The 20,262-nt window shown below is 73.9% G+C and carries 15 protein-coding genes and 1 pseudogene; 12 read left to right on the top strand and 4 right to left on the bottom strand.

Going from position 1 to position 20,262, the window contains the following annotated elements:
* Nucleotides 1-8: 8 nt before the first annotated feature.
* From SMD20_RS23210 to SMD20_RS23185, 6 genes are read left to right on the top strand one after another with little or no spacing between them, the layout of a single operon-like run.
* Entirely contained in the window at nt 9-692 is a 684-nt protein-coding gene (locus tag SMD20_RS23210; protein WP_329584468.1) for a response regulator transcription factor, read from the top strand.
* A complete protein-coding gene (locus tag SMD20_RS23205) occupies nt 689-4,237 on the top strand; it encodes a DUF4153 domain-containing protein (RefSeq protein WP_329584467.1) in 3,549 nt (1,182 codons plus the stop codon). The genes SMD20_RS23210 and SMD20_RS23205 overlap by 4 nt, the downstream gene beginning before the upstream one ends.
* An 8-nt stretch (nt 4,238-4,245) precedes the next feature.
* Nucleotides 4,246-5,787, top strand: a complete 1,542-nt coding sequence (locus tag SMD20_RS23200; RefSeq protein ID WP_329584466.1) for an N-acyl-D-amino-acid deacylase family protein — start codon at nt 4,246-4,248, stop codon at nt 5,785-5,787.
* 54 nt (nt 5,788-5,841) lie between these two features.
* The gene (locus tag SMD20_RS23195) at nt 5,842-6,909 is read left to right on the top strand and encodes an alanine racemase (RefSeq protein WP_329584465.1); all 1,068 of its coding nucleotides are present in this window, start codon (nt 5,842-5,844) and stop codon (nt 6,907-6,909) included.
* A 15-nt stretch (nt 6,910-6,924) separates the two neighbouring features.
* On the top strand, nt 6,925-7,305 hold the full coding sequence (locus SMD20_RS23190) for a RidA family protein (protein WP_329584464.1): 381 nt from the start codon (nt 6,925-6,927) through the stop codon (nt 7,303-7,305).
* 9 nt (nt 7,306-7,314) lie between these two features.
* Complete coding sequence (locus tag SMD20_RS23185) at nt 7,315-8,511, top strand: hypothetical protein (RefSeq protein WP_329584463.1); 1,197 nt, start codon at nt 7,315-7,317, stop codon at nt 8,509-8,511.
* Between the two features lie 12 nt (nt 8,512-8,523).
* Here the strand turns inward: SMD20_RS23185 and SMD20_RS23180 are convergent, their stop codons facing one another.
* Nucleotides 8,524-9,063: a TetR/AcrR family transcriptional regulator gene (locus SMD20_RS23180; protein ID WP_329584462.1), complete on the bottom strand. Its 540-nt coding sequence runs from the start codon at nt 9,061-9,063 to the stop codon at nt 8,524-8,526.
* A 5-nt stretch (nt 9,064-9,068) separates the two neighbouring features.
* Nucleotides 9,069-9,686 (bottom strand): LysE family translocator, encoded by a 618-nt coding sequence (locus tag SMD20_RS23175; protein WP_329584460.1) that lies wholly within the window; start codon nt 9,684-9,686, stop codon nt 9,069-9,071.
* 102 nt (nt 9,687-9,788) lie between these two features.
* Here SMD20_RS23175 and SMD20_RS23170 point away from each other — a divergent pair, with 102 nt between their 5' ends.
* Nucleotides 9,789-12,545, top strand: coding sequence for a helix-turn-helix transcriptional regulator (locus SMD20_RS23170; protein ID WP_329584459.1), 2,757 nt, complete (start codon nt 9,789-9,791; stop codon nt 12,543-12,545).
* Between the two features lie 17 nt (nt 12,546-12,562).
* Here SMD20_RS23170 and SMD20_RS23165 read toward each other — a convergent pair whose 3' ends face one another.
* The gene (locus tag SMD20_RS23165) at nt 12,563-13,390 is read right to left on the bottom strand and encodes a hypothetical protein (RefSeq protein ID WP_329584458.1); all 828 of its coding nucleotides are present in this window, start codon (nt 13,388-13,390) and stop codon (nt 12,563-12,565) included.
* 647 nt (nt 13,391-14,037) lie between these two features.
* Nucleotides 14,038-14,988, bottom strand: a complete 951-nt coding sequence (locus tag SMD20_RS23160) for an AraC family transcriptional regulator (protein ID WP_442942495.1) — start codon at nt 14,986-14,988, stop codon at nt 14,038-14,040.
* A gap of 126 nt (nt 14,989-15,114) precedes the next feature.
* Between SMD20_RS23160 and SMD20_RS23155 the strand changes: the two genes are divergently transcribed.
* From SMD20_RS23155 to SMD20_RS23135, 5 genes and pseudogenes are all read left to right on the top strand, one after another.
* Nucleotides 15,115-15,672: an NADPH-dependent FMN reductase gene (locus SMD20_RS23155; RefSeq protein WP_329584456.1), complete on the top strand. Its 558-nt coding sequence runs from the start codon at nt 15,115-15,117 to the stop codon at nt 15,670-15,672.
* Between the two features lie 28 nt (nt 15,673-15,700).
* Nucleotides 15,701-16,495, top strand: coding sequence for a MerR family transcriptional regulator (locus tag SMD20_RS23150; RefSeq protein WP_329584455.1), 795 nt, complete (start codon nt 15,701-15,703; stop codon nt 16,493-16,495).
* Nucleotides 16,496-16,539: 44 nt separating this feature from the next.
* A complete protein-coding gene (locus tag SMD20_RS23145) occupies nt 16,540-17,043 on the top strand; it encodes a MarR family winged helix-turn-helix transcriptional regulator (RefSeq protein WP_329584453.1) in 504 nt (167 codons plus the stop codon).
* Nucleotides 17,044-17,153: 110 nt separating this feature from the next.
* Nucleotides 17,154-18,044: pseudogene (locus tag SMD20_RS23140) on the top strand (LLM class flavin-dependent oxidoreductase); the annotation flags it as partial.
* A gap of 12 nt (nt 18,045-18,056) precedes the next feature.
* Complete coding sequence (locus SMD20_RS23135; protein WP_329584450.1) at nt 18,057-20,237, top strand: LLM class flavin-dependent oxidoreductase; 2,181 nt, start codon at nt 18,057-18,059, stop codon at nt 20,235-20,237.
* Nucleotides 20,238-20,262: the final 25 nt, after the last annotated feature.

Genomic DNA, 20,262 nt, shown 5'->3' with positions numbered 1-20,262 from the left:
TTCCGTACGTGGCAGAGCAGCGACGCATTCTCGTGGTGGAGGACGACCGGACGATCGCCCTGGCCGTACGGAACCGCCTGGCCGCCGAGGGGTTCGACGTCCGGGTGGCGGGCGACGGGCAGGACGCCCTCGTCCAGTACGCGAGGGCCGAGCCCGACCTGGTGATCCTCGACCGGCTCCTGCCCGGCCTGGACGGGCTGGAGGTGTGCCGGCGCATGCAGGCCGCCCGGCCGGTGCCCGTGCTCATGCTGACCGCGCTCGGCGACGAGACCGACGTCCTGGTCGGGCTGGGCGTCGGGGCCGACGACTACCTGGCCAAGCCGTTCAGCATGCGCGAGCTCGTCGCGCGCATCCACGCGCTGCTGCGCCGGGTGGAGCGCGCCGCCCAGCTCGCCGCCGAGGACACCGTGATTAGGGTGGGCGAGGTCGAGATCGACACCGCCGCGCGCCGGGTGTTCGTGCGCGGCAGCGAGGCGCAGCTCACCCGTACCGAGTTCGACCTGCTGCGGCGGCTCGCCGAGCGGCCGGGACAGGTCTTCGAGCGCGACCGGCTGCTGTCGGACGTGTGGGGCTTCTCCGAGGCCGCCGCCACCAGGACGGTCGACAGCCACGTACGGGCGTTGCGCCGCAAGCTCGGCCCCGACGTCGTACGGACCGTGCACGGCGTCGGCTACGCCCTGGTACGCCGATGAGGCCGCTCGACTTCCTGGGCCGGATCAAGGTCAAACTCGGCATCGTCATCGTGCTCGCCGTCGGCACCGCCTTCGTCGTCAACGAGGTCGGGATCAACTCGGGGCTGTCGCGCGAGGTGCGCATCGCGGTCGCCGTCGTGCTGGCGCTGATCATGGTGCAGCTCCTCGCCATGGGGATGACCAAGCCGCTGCGCCAGATGGCCCGCGCCGCCCAGACCATCGCCAAGGGCCACTACAAGCTGCGGGTCAGCGCCACCTCACGCGACGAGGTGGGCGAGCTGGCCAGGGCGTTCAACGCCATGGCGGCCGACCTCGGCGAGGTGGACCGCCAGCGGCGCGAGCTGGTCGCCAACGTGAGCCACGAGCTGCGCACGCCCATCACCGGCCTGCGCGCCGTCCTGGAGAACGTCGTGGACGGCGTCTCCGCGCCCGACCCCGTCACCATGGCCACCGCGCTCGCCCAGACCGAACGGCTCGGCCGCCTCGTCGCGCAACTCCTCGACCTGTCCAGGCTGGACAGCGGGGCGCGGCTCATCGAGGCCGAGGCCGTCACCCTCGCGCCGCTCGTCGACCAGGCCGTACGCGAGGCCGGGCTGGCCAGGGAGGACGTCGCGATCCGCGCCGAGGTGCCGGCGGGACTGGTGGTGCGGGCCGACCCCGACCTGCTCGCGCAGGTCCTCGCGAACCTCCTGGACAACGCCGTACGGCACAGCCCGCCCGGCGGGGTGGTCACCGTCAGCGGGGCCGCGCACGGGGCCGGCGTACGGGTCGCCGTAGCCGACCACGGGCCCGGCATCCCGGAGGCGGAGCGGGGGCGGGTGTTCGAACGGTTCTCGCGCCTGGACTCCGGGCGGGCCGCCGACTCCGGCGGGGCCGGGCTCGGGCTGGCCATCGTGAAGGAGATCGTCGAGCTGCACGGGGGAGCGGTGCGGATCGACGAGGGGGCGGGGTGCCGCATGGTCGTCGAGTTACCGGGGAGGGCGATGCCGGAGGCGGCTCAGGACTCTCCCGTGCTGGTGGACGGCCTTCCTCCTTTGGCCGAAGCCGAGGCCGAGACCGGGGCTGCGCCCCTTGCGGTCGAAGGGGGCGAACCCGTGCGGGAGCCCGCGGCCGAGGGCCGGATGCCCGCTGCGGCGGGGGCCGGAGCTCCTGGTCCGGGAGCGGGGGTGCCCGTGCCGTCGCCGGGCTCGGGGCTGGTGCGGGTGATCGGCGGCGGGGTCGTCGGGATCATGGTCGGCCTCCTGCTCGGGATGTTCGCCGCCGTGTTCGTCAGCGTGGTCGTCTCGGACGGGCTGGCGCTCGTCACGCTCGTCCTGTGCACGGCGGGGGTGGGCGCGTTCGGCGCGGCCCTGGGCGCGGGCTCGGCCCGGCGGGCGGCGGTGCTGGCGTACCAGATGGCTCATGCGGCGCGGCCGGCCCACCTGCCGCGACCGATCACCTATACGGGACAGGAAAGCGGGGCTGCGATGAGCACAGAGGGACAACCGACGGATCCCGCGGCGACACCCGGGGAACAAAAGCCGCAAAGTGGTCCCACTGCGACGCCGGCCACAGCTGCGACGCCGGGCGCGGCCATGACGCCAGGCACAGCGGCGACGCCGGGCGCAGCCGTGACGCCTGACGCGGAGCCGACCACGGGCACCTCCACGACGCCCAGCCCTTCCCAGGCGCCATCGGCGACGCAGGTCACGGAAGCGACGTTGCCCACAGCGGCGGGTATCGTCACATCCGCGACGGATGCCACAGTTGCTGCGCAGTCCACGTCCCCCGCGGAAGCGGCGTCGCCCGCGAATGCCACGGAAGCCGCGTCGTCCAGGCATGCCGCGCGGCCCGCGCATGCCACGCCGCCCGCGCAGCCCGCGCATGTCGCCCAGTCCACGGCGGCGGCGGCCCCCCCGAGGCCCGTTGGCCAGGCCCCCGGGCAGCCGGTGGGGGTGCCCGGTCCGCATCCTGCGGTGCCGGTGTTGTGGGATGGGGTGGCGGTGGGGCAGGCGCCGGGTGTGCCGGCGGGGCGGGGGCCGGCGGGGTATGGGCCGCCTTCGTACGGGCCGCCGGGTTACGGGCCGCCGTCGTACGTGCCGCCGCCGTTGTTTCCGAGGCCCGAGTTGCCCACGCCGCCGCGCTGGCTGTTGCCGGCGGCCGGTGGGGGCGGGGTGTTCGCGGCCGTGGCGTTGCCGGAGGCGCAGGTCGGGCTGGGAATCGTGCTCGTGTCGATGGTGCTCGGCGCGGCGGCGTTGCCGGCCGTGGCCAGGCGGATGACGCCGTGGACGGTGGCGTTCGGGCTCACCGCGTACGGGCTGATCTCGATGGCGGCGGTGCGGGACGCCGACTGGCTGGTGGGGATCCTGCTCATGGCGGGGGCCGGGCTGGGCGCGCTGGCGGTGTCGGGGGCCGGGGCCGGCTGGCTCGGCGTGCTGAGGGGCGGTCTGTCGGTGCTGCTGGCGCTGGGCCCGGTGCCGTGGTTCCTGGCCGGGCCGTTGAAGAAGCTGACGGCCCGGCGGCGGGTGCTGCCGACGGTGGCGGCGCTCGGGATCACGGCGGTGCTGCTGCTGGTGTTCGGGTTGTTGTTCGCCTCGGCGGACGCGGTGTTCGCCTCGTACGCCGAACGCCTGATGGCCGCCCCCGCATGGGCGGAGTCCCTACCGGGGCGGATCGTGCTGTTCGCGCTGTTCGCCGTGCTGCTGGCGGCCGTGGTGCTGGTCGCGTTGCGGCCCGTGAACGATCCGGTGGGCCCGGAGCGGAAGTTCGCGGTGAGCAGGAGCGTGTGGCTGGTGCCGCTGACGGCGGTCAACCTGCTGTTCGCGTCGTTCGTGGCGGTGCAGATCACGGCGCTGTTCGGCGGCGACACGCTGGTGCTGCGGACGGCCGGGCTGACCTACGCCGAGTACGCCAGGCAGGGCTTCTTCCAGCTCGTCGTGGTGAGCGTGTTCGTGCTCGGCATCGTGGCGGCGGCGGCCGGGCTGCTGCGGACCGGGCGGCGGGAGCGCTGGGTGCTGGCCGGGCTGCTGGGCGTGCTCTGCGCCCTGACCATGGTGGTGCTGGCCTCGGCCCTGCACCGGATGAGCCTCTACACCGACGCCTACGGCCTGTCCCGGCTGCGGCTGTCGGTGCAGGCCACGGTCTGGTGGCTGGGGGCGGTGTTCGCGCTGGTGCTGCTGGCCGGGGCGGCCCGCCTGACGGGGCGCGGCTCTGGCTGGCTGCCGCGGACGATCGTGCTGGTGACGGGGCTGGGACTGGGCGCGTTCGCGCTGGTCAACCCGGATCTGCGGGTCGCGGCCACGCAGGTCGAGGTGCGTGGCGTCGCCAACCTGGACTCCGACTACCTGGGCGATCTCGGCGCGGAGGCGGTGCCGGCGCTCGACCGGCTGCCGGAGCCGCAGCGGAGCTGCGTGCTGGCCGACGTGGTCGAGGCCAACGAGCTGGACCGGCCGGACCCCTGGAACGGCTGGAACCTGGCCCGCGCGCAGGCCCGCGACCTGCTGGCCGAGCACCCTGTCTACAGGAGGGCGGACTGCGGCCAGCGCCGGTCGTACTCCTCTGATTGAATCCTGGGGTGAGCTTCGACGTGATCATCCGGGGCGGCAGGGTGCTCGACGGCACGGGCGCCCCGCCGTTCCGGGCTGACGTGGCGGTGAGCGGCGACCGCGTCGCGGCCGTGGGCCGGCTGGAGACCGCCGAGGCGGCGACGGAGATCGACGCGAGCGGCCGGTTCGTCGCGCCGGGGTTCGTCGACTGCCACGTCCACGGCGACGCGGCCGTCTTCGACCCGATGGTGCAGCGGGCCGCGCTGCGGCAGGGGGTGACGACGTTCCTGCTCGGCCAGGACGGCCTGTCGTTCGCGCCTGGCTCGGCCGAGACCGTCGCGTACGCCTCCCGCTACTTCGCCGCCGTCAACGGCCCCCTGCACGAGAGCCAACGGGGTGAGGGGCCGCTGAGCGTCGCGGAGTTGCTGGGCTCCTACGACCGGACGGTCGCGGTCAACACCGCCTACCTGCTGCCGCACGGCACGATCCGCTACGACGTCATGGGCCCCTCGTCCGCCCCGGCCTCCGCCGACGACCTGGCCGCGATGCTCAGGCGCGTCGAGCGCGGCCTGGCGGAGGGCGCGGCCGGGCTGTCCACCGGGCTGGAATACCTGCCGGGCCGCTACGCCGACGCCGAGGAGCTGGCCGCGCTGTGCCGGCCGCTCGGCGGCCTCCCCTACGTCACCCACATGCGCGCCTACGGACCCGGCGCCGGGGTCGGCATGGCCGAGGTCGTGGACATCGCCTCCCGGTCGGGCGCCGCCGTGCACGTCTCCCACCTGCACGGCCCGGCCGACGTGCTGCTGCCGCTGGTCGGCGACGCGCTCGCCCGCGACGTCGACCTGACCTTCGACACCTACCCCTACCTGCGGGGCAACACGATCCTGGCGATGGTCGTCCTGCCGCCGTCCGTGCCCGCCGCCGAGACCGGCCGGGCGCTGGAGCTGATCGCCGCCGCCGACCTGGACGAGTGGTGGCCCGGGCTCGACGCCACCTGGCCCCGGCTGACCGTCTCGCACGCCCCCGGCATGGAATGGACGGAGGGGCTGACGGTGGTGGCGGCGGCCGAGCGGGCGGGGGTGTCCCCGGCCGAGTTGTGCCGCCGCCTGCTCATCGAGACGCGGCTGGAGGCCGGCGTCGTGTCGGCCCGCCCGGACGAGGGGCCCGAGGGGGAGCAGTCCGTACGCCGCATGCTGCGCCACCCCTCGCACACCGGCGGCTCCGACGGCATCTACGTGGGCGGTCATCCGCATCCGCGCGGCTTCGGAGCCTTCGCCCGGTTCCTCGGCCGGCATGTGAGGGAGCTGGGCGACTGGACGTGGGAGCAGGCCGCCGTGCACCTCGCCGCGCATCCCGCCCGCCGCTTCGGGCTGAGCGACCGTGGGCTGGTGCGTACGGGCTTCGCCGCCGACCTGGTGGTGATCGACCCGGCCACCGTGGCCGACAGGGCCACCTACGCCGAGCCGCGCGAGCTCGCGACCGGCGTCGCCGACGTGCTCGTGTCGGGCGTCCCGGTGCTGGCCGGGGGCGAGCTGACCGGCGCGCTCACCGGCCGCGCGCTGCGCCCCTGACCGCCGCCCATCATGATCACTGTAATAGGGTCGGACGCGGATGGAGGGGGTCCCGTGTCTGCAGTGGTCTTCGAGGGCGACTACGAGTTTCCGCTGATGGTGGTGCGCCGGGACGCGCTGGAGCACAACATCGCGACGATGGCGGCCTTCGCCCGCGACCACGGCATGGAGCTGGCGCCGCACGCCAAGACGCACCTGTCGAAGGAGATCGCGGAGCTGCAGCTCGCGGCGGGCGCGTGGGGGCTGACCGTGGCCGACACCCGCCAGGCCCGCGCGGTCCGGGCCTTCGGGGCCCGGCGGATCGTGGTGGCCAACCAGGTCGTGAGCCGGGCCGGGCTCGACTGGGCGGCGGCGGAGCTGGCGGCGGATCCCGGCTTCGAGTTCCTGAGCTTCGCCGACTCCGTGGAAGGCGTCGACATCCTCGCCAAGCACGCCGGAGAGCGGCCGTTCCGGGTGCTGGTGGAGTTGGGGCACGCGGGCGGCCGGGCCGGGTGCCGCACGCTGGAGGAGTTCCTGCGGGTGGCGGCGCACGCGGCCAAGACGCCAGGGGTCGAGGTCGCCGGGGTGGCCGGGTACGAGGGCGGCCTGCCGGACGCGCACCACGTACGGAAATATCTGGACACGTTGACCGAGGCCCTGGAGCACCTGCGCGTCCGCAACCCGATCCTCTCCGTCGGCGGCAGCCAGTGGTTCGACGTGATCGGGCGCGAACTGGCCGCCGTCCAGGCCCGGATCCTGCTGCGCAGCGGCGCGTACGTCACCCACGACGAGGGCTACTACCGCGAGCGCACCCCGTTCAACCGCATCGGCGGCGAGCTGCGCCCGGCGCTGGAGGTGTGGGCGTACGTGCTGTCGGTGCCGGAGCCGGGCCTCGCGATCGTCGGCATGGGCAAGCGCGACGCCCCCTACGACGAGGGCCTGCCGATCCCGCACCGCGACGGCGCGGCCGTGCTGAAGATGCAGGACCAGCACACGCTGCTGCGTGCCGACGGGCTCGCGCCCGGTGACCTGGTGTCCTTCGGCATCTCCCATCCCTGTACGGCTTTCGACAAATGGCGGGTGCTGCCCGTGGTGGACGAGGACTACCGTGTCGTTGGCACGCTCAGCACCGATTTCCACTGACTTCTGGAGCGTTACGTGAAAAAGGAGCTTCGCACCAGCGAAGGCGCCGCCCCCATCGGCGCCTACTCGCAGGGCCTCGTGGTGGGCGACTTCGTCTTCACCTCGGGCATGGGGCCGCTCGACCCGCACACCGGTGAGCTCGTCGGCGACGACGTGGCCACCCAGACCCATCAGGTCATGCGCAACCTCGGCGCGATCCTCGCCGCGCACGGGCTCGGCTTCGACGACGTGGTGAAGTCCACGGTCCACCTGCAGCACGTCGAGCGCGACTTCGCCGCCTACAACGAGGTCTACAAGTCGTACTTCAACGCTCCCTACCCGGTCCGCACCACGGTGGGGTCCCAGCTCCTGGGCATCCTGGTGGAGATCGACTTCGTCGCGCACAAGAGCGCGTAAAGTTCGTTCGTGGACAGTTCGGTTTACGTCTTCGCCGAGGATCTGCGCGGTGAGGGCGTCGAGCGGGTGCTCGACAGGATCAGCGGGTACGGCGTGGCCGGCGTCACCGTCGGCGTCGCGCACCACGCCGCCCGCGACGTCACCCCGCACGGGCTGTCCAGGCTGACCGTCCGCCACGACGCGGCGCACTTCACCCCGCCGGCCGAGCTGTTCGACGGCCGGCGGCTGTGGCCGGTGCCCGGTCACGCCGCCGTGCTCGACGGCCTGCGCGAGGCGTGCGCGAAGCGGTCCATGAAGCTGCACGGCTGGACGGTCTTCCTGCGCAACGCGACGCTCGGCGCCGAGCATCCCGACGTCACCGTACGCGACTGCTTCGGCGACCGCGGCTCGCCCGCCGACCTGTGCCCCGCCCATCCCGACGTGCGCGAATACGCCGTCGCGCTGGCCAGGGCCGTCGCGCGGCTCGGCGTCGAGAGCGTGGTGGCCGAGGCGCTGCACTTCCAGCCGCTCATGGCCGAGCGGTCGTTCGTGCCGCTCGGGCCGATGGACGCCTACCTGTTCGGCCTCTGCTTCTGCGACTACTGCCTGCGCCGTGCCGCCGACCTGGGCGTGGACGCCGAGATGGCGCGCGAGGAGTGCGCGCGCATCGTGGGGCGGGTGCTCGACGGCGACCCGCCCGCGCAGGGCGAGGTGACCCGGGCCGCGCTCACCGCGTACGCCGGGCCCGACGTCGTGGCCTACGCCCGCGCCCGCTCGGAGACCGTCACGACGCTGGTCTCCGAGGTGGCGTCGGCGGTCGCCGAGGAGGGCTCCAAGCTGGTGTTCATCGACTCCACGGGCGCCGTCAAGGGCTACGCCGACGGCCTGCCCACGCCCGGCCTGGCCGCGCACGACGCCTGGCAGCTCGGCGTCGACCTGGTGGCGCTGGGCGATCTGGTGCCGGCGTTCGGCGTGCTGGCCTACGCCCGCGACGCGGCGCGGGTGGCCGACGACGTCGGGGCCTACCTGCGGTCGGTCGGCAAGGACCGCGAGGTGCGGGCGGTGCTGCGGCCCGGCCATCCCGACAGCGACTCGCTCGACCGGCTCGTGGCCAAGGCGCGGGCGGCCAAGGCGGCGGGGGCGCTCGCGGTCGACTTCTACGCGTACGGGCTGGCTCCGCATCCGGTGCTCGACCGCATCCCGGCCGCGCTCGCCGAAGCCCTCTGATTCACGAAGGGCTCAGATCCCGTCCAGCAGGGCCGAGACGGCCTTGGCGGCGAAGCCGTCCGGCGGCCGCAGCCCGCGCAGGACCACCCGCGCCCACACCGCCCCCGCCAGCAGGTCGATCACCAGCAGCGGATCGACCGACGCGGCCAGTTCGCCGCGCCGGGCGGCCCGCTCGAAGATCTCCCGCTCCTTCGCGAAGCGGTCGGCGAAGAACTGCCGGGCGTCCAGCTCCGGGTGGCGGACGGCGGCGGCGAGCGCGGCCAGCGCGATGTCCGCGGACGGCGGCTCGGTGAGCAGCCGGACCATGCCCTCCACCAGCGCCACGAGGTCGCCCCGGAGGCTGCCCGTGTCGGGCGGCTCGAACCCCAGCACGTCGGACTCCACCAGCGCCGCCCCGAGCAGCGCGGCCTTGGACGGCCACCACCGGTAGATCGTCGTCTTGTTGACGCCCGACCGCTCGGCGACGCCCTCGACGGTCAGCCCGTCGTAGCCCTTCTCGGCGACCAGCCGCAACGTCGCGTCGAAGATCTCCTGCTGCTTCCTCGGGGCCATGCGCCTCATTTTCTCCCGGTGAACGCCGTGGCCACGCCGAGGCCCAGGTAGACCACGCCGCTGAGGTGACGCAGTGTCCTCGCCCGCTTCCGCAGCCGGCCGCCGAGCGCGCCGGCGGTCCAGGCGTACACCAGGTCCGACAGCAGGCCGAGCAGCAGCAGCGTCAGGCCGAACAGCACGATCTGCAGCGCGGGCGAGCCGGCCTCGGGACGGACGAACTGCGGCAGGAACGCCAGGAAGAACAGCGCCACCTTGGGGTTGAGCACGTTGACCAGCATCCCTTCCAGGAACACCTTGCGCAGCGGCTGCGGGGGCGGCGCGGCGCCCTCCTCCTGCCCGCCGCCGGTGAACGCGCGGAAGGCCAGGTAGCCGAGGTAGGCCACGCCCGCCCACTTCACGACCGCGAACAGCGCCGCCGACCGCGAGATCAGGTACGACAGCCCCGCCGCGGCGGCGGCGATGTGCACCAGTGTGCCGGCCTCCACGCCGAAGGCGCTGGCCAGCGCCGCCGTCCTGCCCTGGGCCAGGCCGCGGGCGGTGATGTAGAGGTGGTTCGGGCCGGGGATCAGCACGAGGGCGAGCGAGGCGGTGACGAAGAAGGCGTACGCCGTGAGGGAGATCACGGCTCCGAAGCATAGGTCGGCTTTGGTCCGGGTGCTCGGGCCAATGCGCAGCCGATTTTCCGGACCAAATAAGGTGTCGGTCCGGCGTGGCATAGTTGTGGCGTGAACGGACTTCTCGTCGGGCGCTCGGTTGAGCTGGACAGACTCGTGCGGGTGCTGGAGTCCGCCACAGAAGGCACGGCCGGCGTCGCGCTCGTCGGCGGCGACGCGGGGATCGGCAAGACGCGGCTCGTCGCCGAGCTGGTGGAGCGGGCCCGCGAGCGGGGGTTCCACGTGCTCGTCGGCCAGTGCGCCGAGCTGGGCGACGCGCTGCCCTATCTGCCGCTGGCCGACGCGCTGCGCGGCGCCGAGCCGGCGGTGCGGGAGTCCGCCGCCGCCCACCCCCTGCTGGGCCAGCTCCTGCCCGGCACCGAGAGCGCGCCCTCCGCCGGGCTCACCCAGCAGCGGCTGTTCGGCTCGCTGCTCGGGCTGCTGGCCGACGTACAGCCGGTGCTGTTCGTGATCGAGGACCTGCACTGGGCCGACCGCTCCACCCGTGACCTGCTGGTCTTCCTCAGCCGCATGCTCCAGGCCGAGCAGGTCTGCGTGATGGGCACCTACCGCACCGACGACCTGCACCGGCGCCATCCGCTGCGGTCGGTGCTGGCCGAGCTCAAGCGGCTGCCCACGGTGACGGGCGTGGAGCTGGGGCCGCTGAGCTCGGGCGATTTGTCAGACTATGTCGCCACAATGGGCCGGGTGGATGCCCAGGAGCTGGGCGAGATCGTCGCGCGGGCCGACGGCAACCCGTTCTACGCCGAGGAGCTGTTCGCGGCGCTGGCGGAGGGCGACAGCCTGCCCGACGGGCTGGCCAGCCTGCTGATGTCCCGCGTCGAGGTGCTGTCCGAGGCGAGCCAGCAGGTGCTGCGGGCCGCCGCCGTGGCCGGCCGCCGCGTGGAGGACGAGCTGCTGCGCGAGGTGTCCGGGCTGCCGCTGGCCGAGTTCGAGGAGGCGGTCAGGGAGATCGTCTCGCGCGGGCTGCTCCGGGTCGACGGCTTCGGCTACACCTTCCGCCACGCGCTGCTGCAAGAGGCCGTCTACACCGACCTGCTGCCCGGCGAGCGCACCCGGCTGCACGCCGCCTTCGCCCGCCTGCTCACCGCGCCCGCCGAGCTGGCCCACCACTACCTCGCCGGTCACGACCTCGCGGGCGCGGTCAAGGCGTCCGCCGAGGCGGGCCGGCTGGCCGAACGGCTGGGCGCCCCCGCCGAGGCCCACAGCCACTACGACCAGGTGCTCAGCCTGTGGGACCGCGTCGAGGACGCCGCCGAGCTGACCGGCGAGAGCCGCGCCGCGCTGGCCTTCCGCAGCGCGATCATGGCCGCCGACAGCGGCGACAACCACCGCGCCGTGGTCCAGCTCCGCGCGCTGCCGCCCACGTCCGAGGTGAGCGAGCGCCTGGCCTACTACCTGTGGGAGACCGACGACCCCGCCGGCGCCATCGCCGCCGCCGAACGCGCCGTCGAGAGCGCCGACAACGACGCCGACCTCGCCCGCGCCCTCGCCACCCACGCCCGCACCCTGTTCTGGAGCCCGCGGCTCAAGGAGGTCGAAGCCCTCGCCACCCGCGCGCTCGACACCGCCCGCGCCGCCGGGGCCGCCGACGCCGAGGTCGGAGCGCTGCTCACGCTGGCCACCTACCGCGAATACCACGGCGACATCGCCCGCGCCCACGAGCTGGTCGAGACCGCCTCCGCCCTCACCACCTGCGACCTCGCCATGGACCTGCGCGCCCGCTTCCACCACGCGCGCATCCACTACGAGCAGGGCCGGCTCGACGCCGCCGCCGAGGTCGCCGACGACGGCATCAGGATGGCGCTCGACACCGGGCTCAAGTGGAGCACCTACGGCACCGACCTGCGCTTCCTGCGCTTCCTCATCCACTACGTGGCCGGCGAGTGGGACCAGGCGGAGGCGGTCGCGGCCACCTTCCCCGTGCGGGTGGGCACCCAGCCGGAGGCCACGCTGTCGTCGTTCTCGCTCTTCGTCGAGGTCGGGCGGGGGCTGCCCGGCGTGGAGAGCCGGCTGAGCTGGCTGCGGCCCTTCTGGTCCGACGGCCTGGTCGCCTACATGGCCCGAGGGCTCGCCGCCGAGCACGCCCTCTGGCAGGGCGACCCCGCGGCGGCCCTGGAGCACGTACGCGCTGCGCTGGCGGCGCTCACCCCCGGCGAGGCGGGGGCGCTGCGGCTGTCCGCACTCGGGCTCGCCGCCATGACCGAGCTCGGCGACTTCGACCGGGCCGAGGCCGACGGCCTGCTCGAACGCGCCCGCTTCGTGGTCGAGCACGGCCCCGCGGGCCAGCCCGACCATCTCGGGCCCGAGGGACTGGCCTGGGGGCTGCGGGCCGAGGCCGAGTGGCACCGCACGCACGGGCGGCACGACGTCGAGCTGTGGCGCCGGGTCGTCGCGGCCTTCGACTTCGGCTTCGTGTACGAGGTGGCCCGCTCCCGCTGGCGGCTGGCCGAGGCCCTGCTCGTCCACGGCGAGCGCGAGGCCGCGCAGACGGAGTGGGAGCTGGCGAGGGAGACGGCGGGCAAGCTGCGGGCGACGCCGCTGGAGAACGCGCTCACCGAGTTCGGCCGCCGGGCCCGCTTCGGCGGCGGGGCTCCAGGTGGTCAGGGTGGCTCGGGATCGCTGACCGCGCGCGAGCTGGAGGTGCTGCGCCTGGTCGCCGAAGGGCTCACCAACCGGGAGATCGCCGAGCGGCTGTTCATCGCGCAGAAGACGGTGAGCGTGCACGTGTCGAACATCCTGGCCAAGCTGGAGGTCGCCACCCGCACCCAGGCCGCGGCGTCCGCCCGCCGGGCCGGGCTGCTGTAGCCCGGCGGGCTCTCCCGTCAGCTGGTCAGGGCCTCGCCGCGCATGACGAAGTACTTCGCGTGGTCGGTCTGCAGGTACGCCTGGAACTGCGACGCCTTGGCCTTGGCCGCCGAGCTGTCCGCGGTGACGATCGTGACCAGCACGTACTTCAGTGCCGAGCCGGACAGGATCTTGCCGTACGTGTACTTCTTGTGGGTCTTGTCCGTACGCCACTTCACCGCGTCCGAGGTGAGCTTCTGCAGGCGGTTGGAGGCGCTCTTGGCGTCGGCCGCGGACGGGAAGGCCATGATGAGCTGCACTGCCTTGAGGTGGCCGCCGTACGCGGAGTAGGCGAGCTGGACGGCGCTCTGGCAGTTGTACTTCGCCAGCACGCCCTCGCCGTCCACCGCGTCACAGTTGTCGTAGGTCCAGCCGGCGACCTTCTGGGCGGCGAACTTGACGGTGCCGAGCTGGTAGTTCCAGTCCTTGAACTCGTCGTGCTGGAGCGGGGACTCGGCCGAGGAGGGCGGGGCGGTCGTGGGGGAGGGGCTGGGGTCCGGGTCGGACGTGGGGGCGTCCGACGGGGCCGCCGACTGCTGCGGCTCCGATGGGGCGGGGGTCGGGGCGGTGGTGGTGAGGGCGGCCGTGGTGGCCGGGTCCGAGCGGTTGATGTAGGCGATCACGCCTACGGTGCCGCCGCCGAGGAGGAGCACGCCCAGGACGATGCAGAGGGTGATGATCAGGCCGGTGTTGCGGCGCTTGGGCGGGGGGCCGTACGGGGGGTACGGGCCGTACGGGTTGCCGCCCGGGGCGGGCGGCTGGGGGTAGCCCATCGGGGCGGCCTGCGCCCCCGAAACCCCCTGCACCTGCGGGTGCCCCTGCTGCCCGGGCCCGTAACCCTGCCCAGGAGGGTAGCCCTGCCCCTGCGGGTGGCCTTGTCCGGGAGGGAAACCTGGGGCGGGCGGGTAGCCCTGCGCCTGAGCCGGGTCGTGTCCCGGTCCTGGGACGGGAGCTCCCTGTCCCTGCGGGTAGCCCGGTCCCGGAGGGTAACTCTGTCCCGGAGGGAAGGCTTGTGGCGGGGCGGCGTCGTGTCCCGGTCCTCCGGCGGGTCCCCCCTGCCCCGGCGGGTAGCCCGGTCCCGGAGGGAAGCCCTGGGCCGGAGCGGCGTCGGGGGCCGGAGTGCCCTGGGACGGGGGGAAGGGTGGGCCGGGTGGGTAGCCCTGGCCGGGGGCGGCGTGCGGGTGAGGGGGGAAGCCGGGGCCGCCCGATGGCGTGAGCTGGGCCGGTGGGGTGGCGTATGCCTGTGGGCCCGGCGGCATGCCGTACTCCTGGCCGTACGCCTCGGCGGTGGGCACGTACCCCTGCTGCCCGTAGGGAGGCTGGGCGGGGCCGGCTTCCGGTTGGCCAGGTCCCTGTGCCTGCGGGCCCCACTGTCCTTGCTGGTGGGGCTGCGGAGGCTGAGGAGGGTATGCCATCCCTCCATTGTGGGGCAGTTCATCACCATTTGCCCCGGCTACCCCTCCAAAGCTGCCTTGTTCTCCGCGCACGCCTGCCGCTGGTAGCGGCCGGGCGCGATCCCGAACTCCCGCTTGAAGGCGTTGTTGAACGCGAACTCCGACCCGTAGCCGACCCGCGCCGCCACCTCCGACACCGGCACGTGGTCCTCGCGCAGCAGCCGGGCCGCCATGGCCAGCCGCCACCAGGTGAGGTACGTCAGCGGCGGCTGCCCCACCAGGTCCGTGAACCGCCGCGCGAACCCGGCCCGCGAGAGCCCCGCCCGGCCGGCCAGCTCGGCGACCGTCCAGCGGTGCGCCGGATCGCTGTGCACGGCGTCGAGCGCCCGGCTGATCGACGGGTCGGCCAGCGCCAGCGCCCACCCCTTGTGGTCGCACACGCCGGGCGACGTCTCGAACCAGGCGCGCAGGATGAGGAGCTGGAGCATGTCGAGCAGGGACGTGACCACGGTGCCGCCACCCGGCCGGGGCGTGGCGATCTCGTTGCCGAGCAGCTCGACGGTCGCCCTGAGCTCGGGGTGGCGGCCGAGCGTCGTCGGCAGGTGGATCACCTCGGGCAGCGCGCCGAAGATGGGGTGGGTGCGGGCCGGGATCGTACGGTAGGAGCCGTAGACGGTGACGGTCTCGGCGCCGGCGCCCCCGCACGCCGTCAAGGAGGACAGCGCGCCCCCCTCGCACGGCTCGCCGGCCTGCTCGGTGAGCGGCGTGTCGAGGCTGTCGGCGAGCCCGTATCCGTGGCCGTGCGGCAGGAACACCACGTCGCCGACGCTCAGCGCCATCGGCTCGCCGCTCGGCGGGAGCAGCCAGCACGATCCGCGCAGAACCACCTGGAACGCCGCGGATCCGGGCTCCGGCGGGATCGCCACTCCCCAGGGGGCCCGCCACGTGACGCGGGCCGAGACCGGCCGCCCGATCCGCATGAGGGCGACGACATCACTCAGCATGTCCACCCGGCAAGTCTAACCGCATAGACGATGACGCAAAAAGTAGAGCCGTTCGAGCATTCATCCGCTCAGGGATTCCGCCTACGGTGGTTTGCGCACCACCCATAGCCACTGAATGAAAGGCGCGTTGTCATGATCAGAGTAGGCATCATCCTCGGCAGCACCCGTCCAGGCCGCAACGGCGAGGCGGTGGCCCGCTGGGTGCACGATCTGGCCGTCAAGCGTGGCGACGCCACGTACGAGGTGGTCGATCTGGCCGACTTCGAGCTGCCCCACCTGGACGAGCCGCAGGCGGCGGCCTCGGGCGACTACCGGCACGAGCACACCCGGCGCTGGGCGGACAAGATCGCGTCCTTCGACGCGTTCGTCTTCGTGACGCCGGAGTACAACCACTCCTTCCCCGGCGTGCTCAAGACCGCCGTCGACTTCCTGTACGCCGAGTGGGGCAACAAGGCCGCCGGCTTCGTCGGCTACGGCGTGGACGGCGGGGTGCGGGCGGTGGAGCATCTGCGGCACGTGCTCGCCATGCTCGGCGTCGCCACCGTGCCGGCGCAGGTCACGCTGTCGTACTGGACCGACTTCGAGAACGGCGTGGACTTCCGTCCGGCCGCCATGCACGAGGACCGCCTCGGCATGGTCCTCGACCAGGTCCTCGCCTGGGGCGGCGCCCTCCTGCCGCTGCGCGCCTGAGGTCGCGGGGAGGGGCCATGCTTGAGTCGTGGACGGAGATCTCCTGCCGATCGGGCAGTTCGCCAGGCTCAGCCGGTTGAGCGTCAAGCAGTTGCGGCACTACGACGAGCTGGGGCTGCTGCCCCCGGCGTACGTCGACGCCGGCTCCGGCTACCGCTACTACCGGCGGGCGCAGGCCCGGCAGGCGTTGTCCATCGGGCTGCTGCGTTCGCTGGACGTGCCGCTGCCGGTCATCGCCGAGGTGCTGGGGGGCGCGGCCGACGCCCTGGCCGGGGTGCGCGAGACGCTGGAGGCCGAGCTGGCCCGGCGGCGGCGGACGCTGGCGACGCTGGAGCGGGTGATGGCCGACGGGCTGCCCGCCACGCCGGTGCGCGTCGTCACCGAGCCGGACCGGACGGTGGCGGTGGAGCGCGAGAGCGCGGCCGGGCCCGCCGACATCGGCCGCGCCACCTCGGCCGCGATCGCCCGCCTCCTGCGGGCGCTGCCTCACACCGGCCCGCCGCGGCTCGTCGGGCTGTTCCCGGTCGAGCTGGAGGACGCCTTCGAGGTACGGGCCGGGCTCGTCGTCGATCGCGACGACCCCGCCCGGCCTTGGGAGGGGGCCGGCGTCGGCCTGGAGAGGCTGCCCGGCGGCACGTTCGCGTGCGCGACCCACGTCGGGCCGTACGACCAGATCATGCTCACCACGCACGCCGTGCTGGCGTGGTGTGCCGAGCGCGGGCATCCGCTGCGCGGGCCGGTCCGCGAGGTGTACGTCTCCGACCCGGCGACCACCGAGCCCGACCGGCTCGTCACCCACCTCATGCTTCCTCTGGACGCCTGAAGAGTGGTCGGGCAGATGGTCGGCCCAGCAGTATATTGCGAAGTATGACCGTCGAGGAGGAGAAGGCAGACGAGCGCGACTTCGGCTGGTCCCTCGGCGTGCTGCTGCGCGCCCTGCACGGCTCGATGGGCCGGGTGCTGAAGGACCTTCCGCACGGTCCGCGCGGCTACCAGACGCTGTCCACCGTCGTCCACGGCGACCAGCCGAGCCAACTCGCCCTGGCCGCCCATCTCGGCATCGACAGGACGGTGATGACGTACCTCATCGACGACCTGGTCGAGGCGGGGCTCGTGGAGCGGCGGCCCAACCCGGCCGACCGGCGGCAGCGCAAGATCGTGGCCACGGACCGGGGCGTCGCGGTGCTGGGCGACCTGGAGCGGCAGGTGCGCGCGGTCGAGGACCACGTGCTGCGGTCGCTGTCGCCGGAGGAGCGGGAGGCGTTCAGGGGCCTGTTGCGGCGGGTGGCGTGCGGCGTGGCCGACGTGGACGCCGGCACCGACCCCTGTGACGTCGTGGACGAGCTGCTGGGCGGCGAACGCGGACAGTGAGGTGAACCCCTGTAACGGGCACGGGGGAATACTGCTCCGAGATGTGCGGTTTGACAACACATCTCCACCGCATACGGTTTGTGGAGCCGCACATATCCCGAGGGGATCACATGCCTGACTACGGCCACGACCTGACGTTCGGGTCGTTCATCACGCCCGCCAACGCCGCGCCGGAGCAGGTCCTCGACCTGGCGCGGGAGTCCGAGGACGCGGGGCTGGACCTCGTGACGTTCCAGGACCATCCGTACCAACCGGGCTTCCTCGACACCTGGACGCTGCTCAGCTACGTCGCCGCGCGCACCGAGCGGGTGCACGTCTCGGCCAACGTGACGAACCTGCCGCTGCGCCCGCCGTCCGTGCTCGCCCGCGCGGCGGCGAGCCTCGACCTGCTCAGCGGGGGCCGGTTCGAGCTGGGGCTGGGCGCGGGGGGCTTCTGGGACGCGATCGAGGCCATGGGCGGGCGGCGGCTCACCCCGGCGCAGGCCGTGGACGCGCTCGACGAGGCGATCGACGTCATCCGCGGCTTCTGGGACGCGGGCAACACCGGACGGTTCCGCGTGGACGGCACGTACTACCAGGTCAACGGGGCCAAGCGCGGGCCCGCTCCGGCGCACGACATCGGGATCTGGCTGGGGGCCTACAAACCGCGCATGCTCCGCCTCGTCGGGACGAAGGCGGACGGATGGCTGCCTTCGCTGTCCTACCTGCAGAGCCTCGACCAGCTCGACGAGGGCAACGCGATCATCGACGAGGCGGCGCTGGCGGCGGGGCGGGAGCCCGGCGCGGTGCGCCGCCTGCTCAACATCGGCGGCCGGTTCGGCCCGCCCAGTGACCGGCTGCTGTCGGGACCGCCACGGCAGTGGGCCGAGCAGCTCGCCGCCATCTCCCTGCGGTACGGGATCGGCACCTACATCGTGATGGCCGACGACCCGGTGACGTTGCGGACGTTCGGCCAGGAGGTCGCGCCCGAGACGCGCCGGCTCGTGGCCGCCGAGCGCGCGGGCAGGTGAGCGATGGACTACGGGCAGCCGTTGCGTTTCGGGACGCGGGTCGCCGCCGCCGGACCGGCCGAGGAGGCCGTGGCGCGGGCGGCGCTGGCCGAGGAGCTGGGGCTCGACCTGGTGCTCTTCGCCGAGGCATCCGAGGGCGTGGACGCGTGGACGTCGATGAGCTGGGCCGCGGCGCGGACCACCCGCGTCAGGATCGCCGCCGGGCCGCTGGACGGGGCCGCGCGCCCGCCCGCCGTGCTGGCCCGCGCGGCGGCGAGCCTCGACCTGCTCGCCGGAGGCCGGCTTGAGCTGGGGCTGAGCCCCACCGGACGGTGGGACCCCCGCGAGGGCGTCCAGGAGCTGCCGGCCAAGGGGGCGGCGGCCGCGCTGGAGGAGGCCATCGAGATCATCCGCGGCGTCTGGGCGGAGGGCGAGCCCTCGCCGCTCCGCTTCGCCGGCGAGCACTACCAGGTGGCGGGCGCCCTTCGCGGTCCCGCGCCCGCCCGCAACATCCCGATCTGGGTCGCGGGCACGGAGCCCGGCGCCCTGCGCCTGGCGGGGACCACGGCCGACGGCTTACTGTTCCGGCTCCAGGACGACCTGGCCGGGGTCGGCGCCGCGCAGGCGGCGGTGGACGAGGCGGCGCGGGCCGCGGGGCGGGATCCCCGGGAGATCGAGCGCGTCGCGGTCCTGCCCGCCGGTGCTGCCGAGCTCATGGAGGCGCTGGCGCTGGAGCACGGCGTCGGCACGTTCGTGCTCGACGACCCGTCCGAGGCGGCCCTGCGCGACTTCGCCGCGCGGCTCGCTCCGGCCCTGCGCGCGAGCGTGGCGGGGAAGCGCGCGGCCCGCGGGATCGCCGAGGCCAGGATCGCCCGTCTCGGCCTCCGGTCCCGCCGCCACCCCGGCATCGCCTACGACGCCGTCCCCGCCCACCTCGAACGGGTCGAGCCGGGCGACGCGGGATACGCCCGCGTCCGCTCCACGTACATGCGGGGCGGCTCGCCCGGCCTGGTCCTGCGCCCCGGCACGCCCGCCGAGGTCGCCGACGCGCTGGCCTTCGCCCGTACGCAGCCGGTCAAGCTGGCGATCCGCAGCGGCGGGCACGGCATCAGCGGCCGCTCGACCAACCACGGCGGCATCGTGCTCGACGTCTCCCGCCTGAACACGATCGAGGTGCTGGACAAGGCCACCCGCCGGGTCCGCCTCGGCCCTGGCGCCCGGTGGAGCGACGTGGCGCAGGCGCTGGCCCCGTACGGCTGGGCGCTCACCTCCGGCGACCACGGCGGGGTCGGCGTCGGCGGCCTGGCGACGGCGGGCGGCATCGGCTGGCTGGCCCGCGAGCACGGCCTGACCATCGACCACCTGCGGGCCGTCGAGCTGGTGCTGGCGGACGGCAGCCTGGTCAGGGCCGACGACACCGAGAACGCCGAGCTGTTCTGGGGCGTGCGCGGCGCCGGGGCGAACTTCGGCGTCGTGACGAGCTTCGAGTTCGAGGTGGACGAGGTGGGCGACGTCGGTTTCGCGCAGTTGATCCTCGACGCCTCGGACCCGGCGGCGCTGCTGCGCGACTGGGGAGCGGCGGTCGAGGCCGCGCCGAGGGACCTCACCAGCTCGCTCATCCTCGGCCGCCCGCAGCCGGGGCAGCCGCCGATGGCCCAGGTCATGGCCGTGGTGGACGCCGACGACGCGGAAACGGTGCTGGCCCGCCTGCGCCCGCTCGCCGCCGTCGCGCCGCTGCTCGACCACAGCATCCAGATCCTCCCGTACGCGGCGCTCATGAACGTGCCGCCGGGGCCGCACCACGGCCAGGGCGAGCCGGTCAGCCGCTCCGCGCTCGCCGACCACCTCACCCCCGAGCTGGCCGAGGCCGCCGCCCGCCTGGTCGCGAGCGGTCAGACGTACTTCTTCCACATCCGGGCGGCCGGCGGCGCGGTCGCCGACGTGCCCTCGGACGCCACCGCGTACGCGGGCCGCTCGGCGAACTTCTCCCTCGCCGCGTTCGGCTCCAGCAGGTCCGGGCTGGACCGCCTCTGGGACGCGATGCGCCCCCACTTCTCCGGCCTCTACCTCAACTTCGAGACCGACACCCGTCCGGAACGCCTCCACGACGCCTTCCCCGAGCCCGCCCTGAGCCGCCTGCGGGCGCTCAAGCGCCGCTACGACCCCGGCAACGTCTTCCGCGACAACTTCGCGATCACGCCTTGACCTCAGGTCGACCTGAGGTCGCAGG

Origin of the sequence: Nonomuraea sp. LP-02 (genome assembly GCF_036289125.1) — a bacterium.
GTDB lineage: Bacteria > Actinomycetota > Actinomycetes > Streptosporangiales > Streptosporangiaceae > Nonomuraea > Nonomuraea bangladeshensis.
This window is presented reverse-complemented; position numbering and strand designations above follow the sequence as displayed.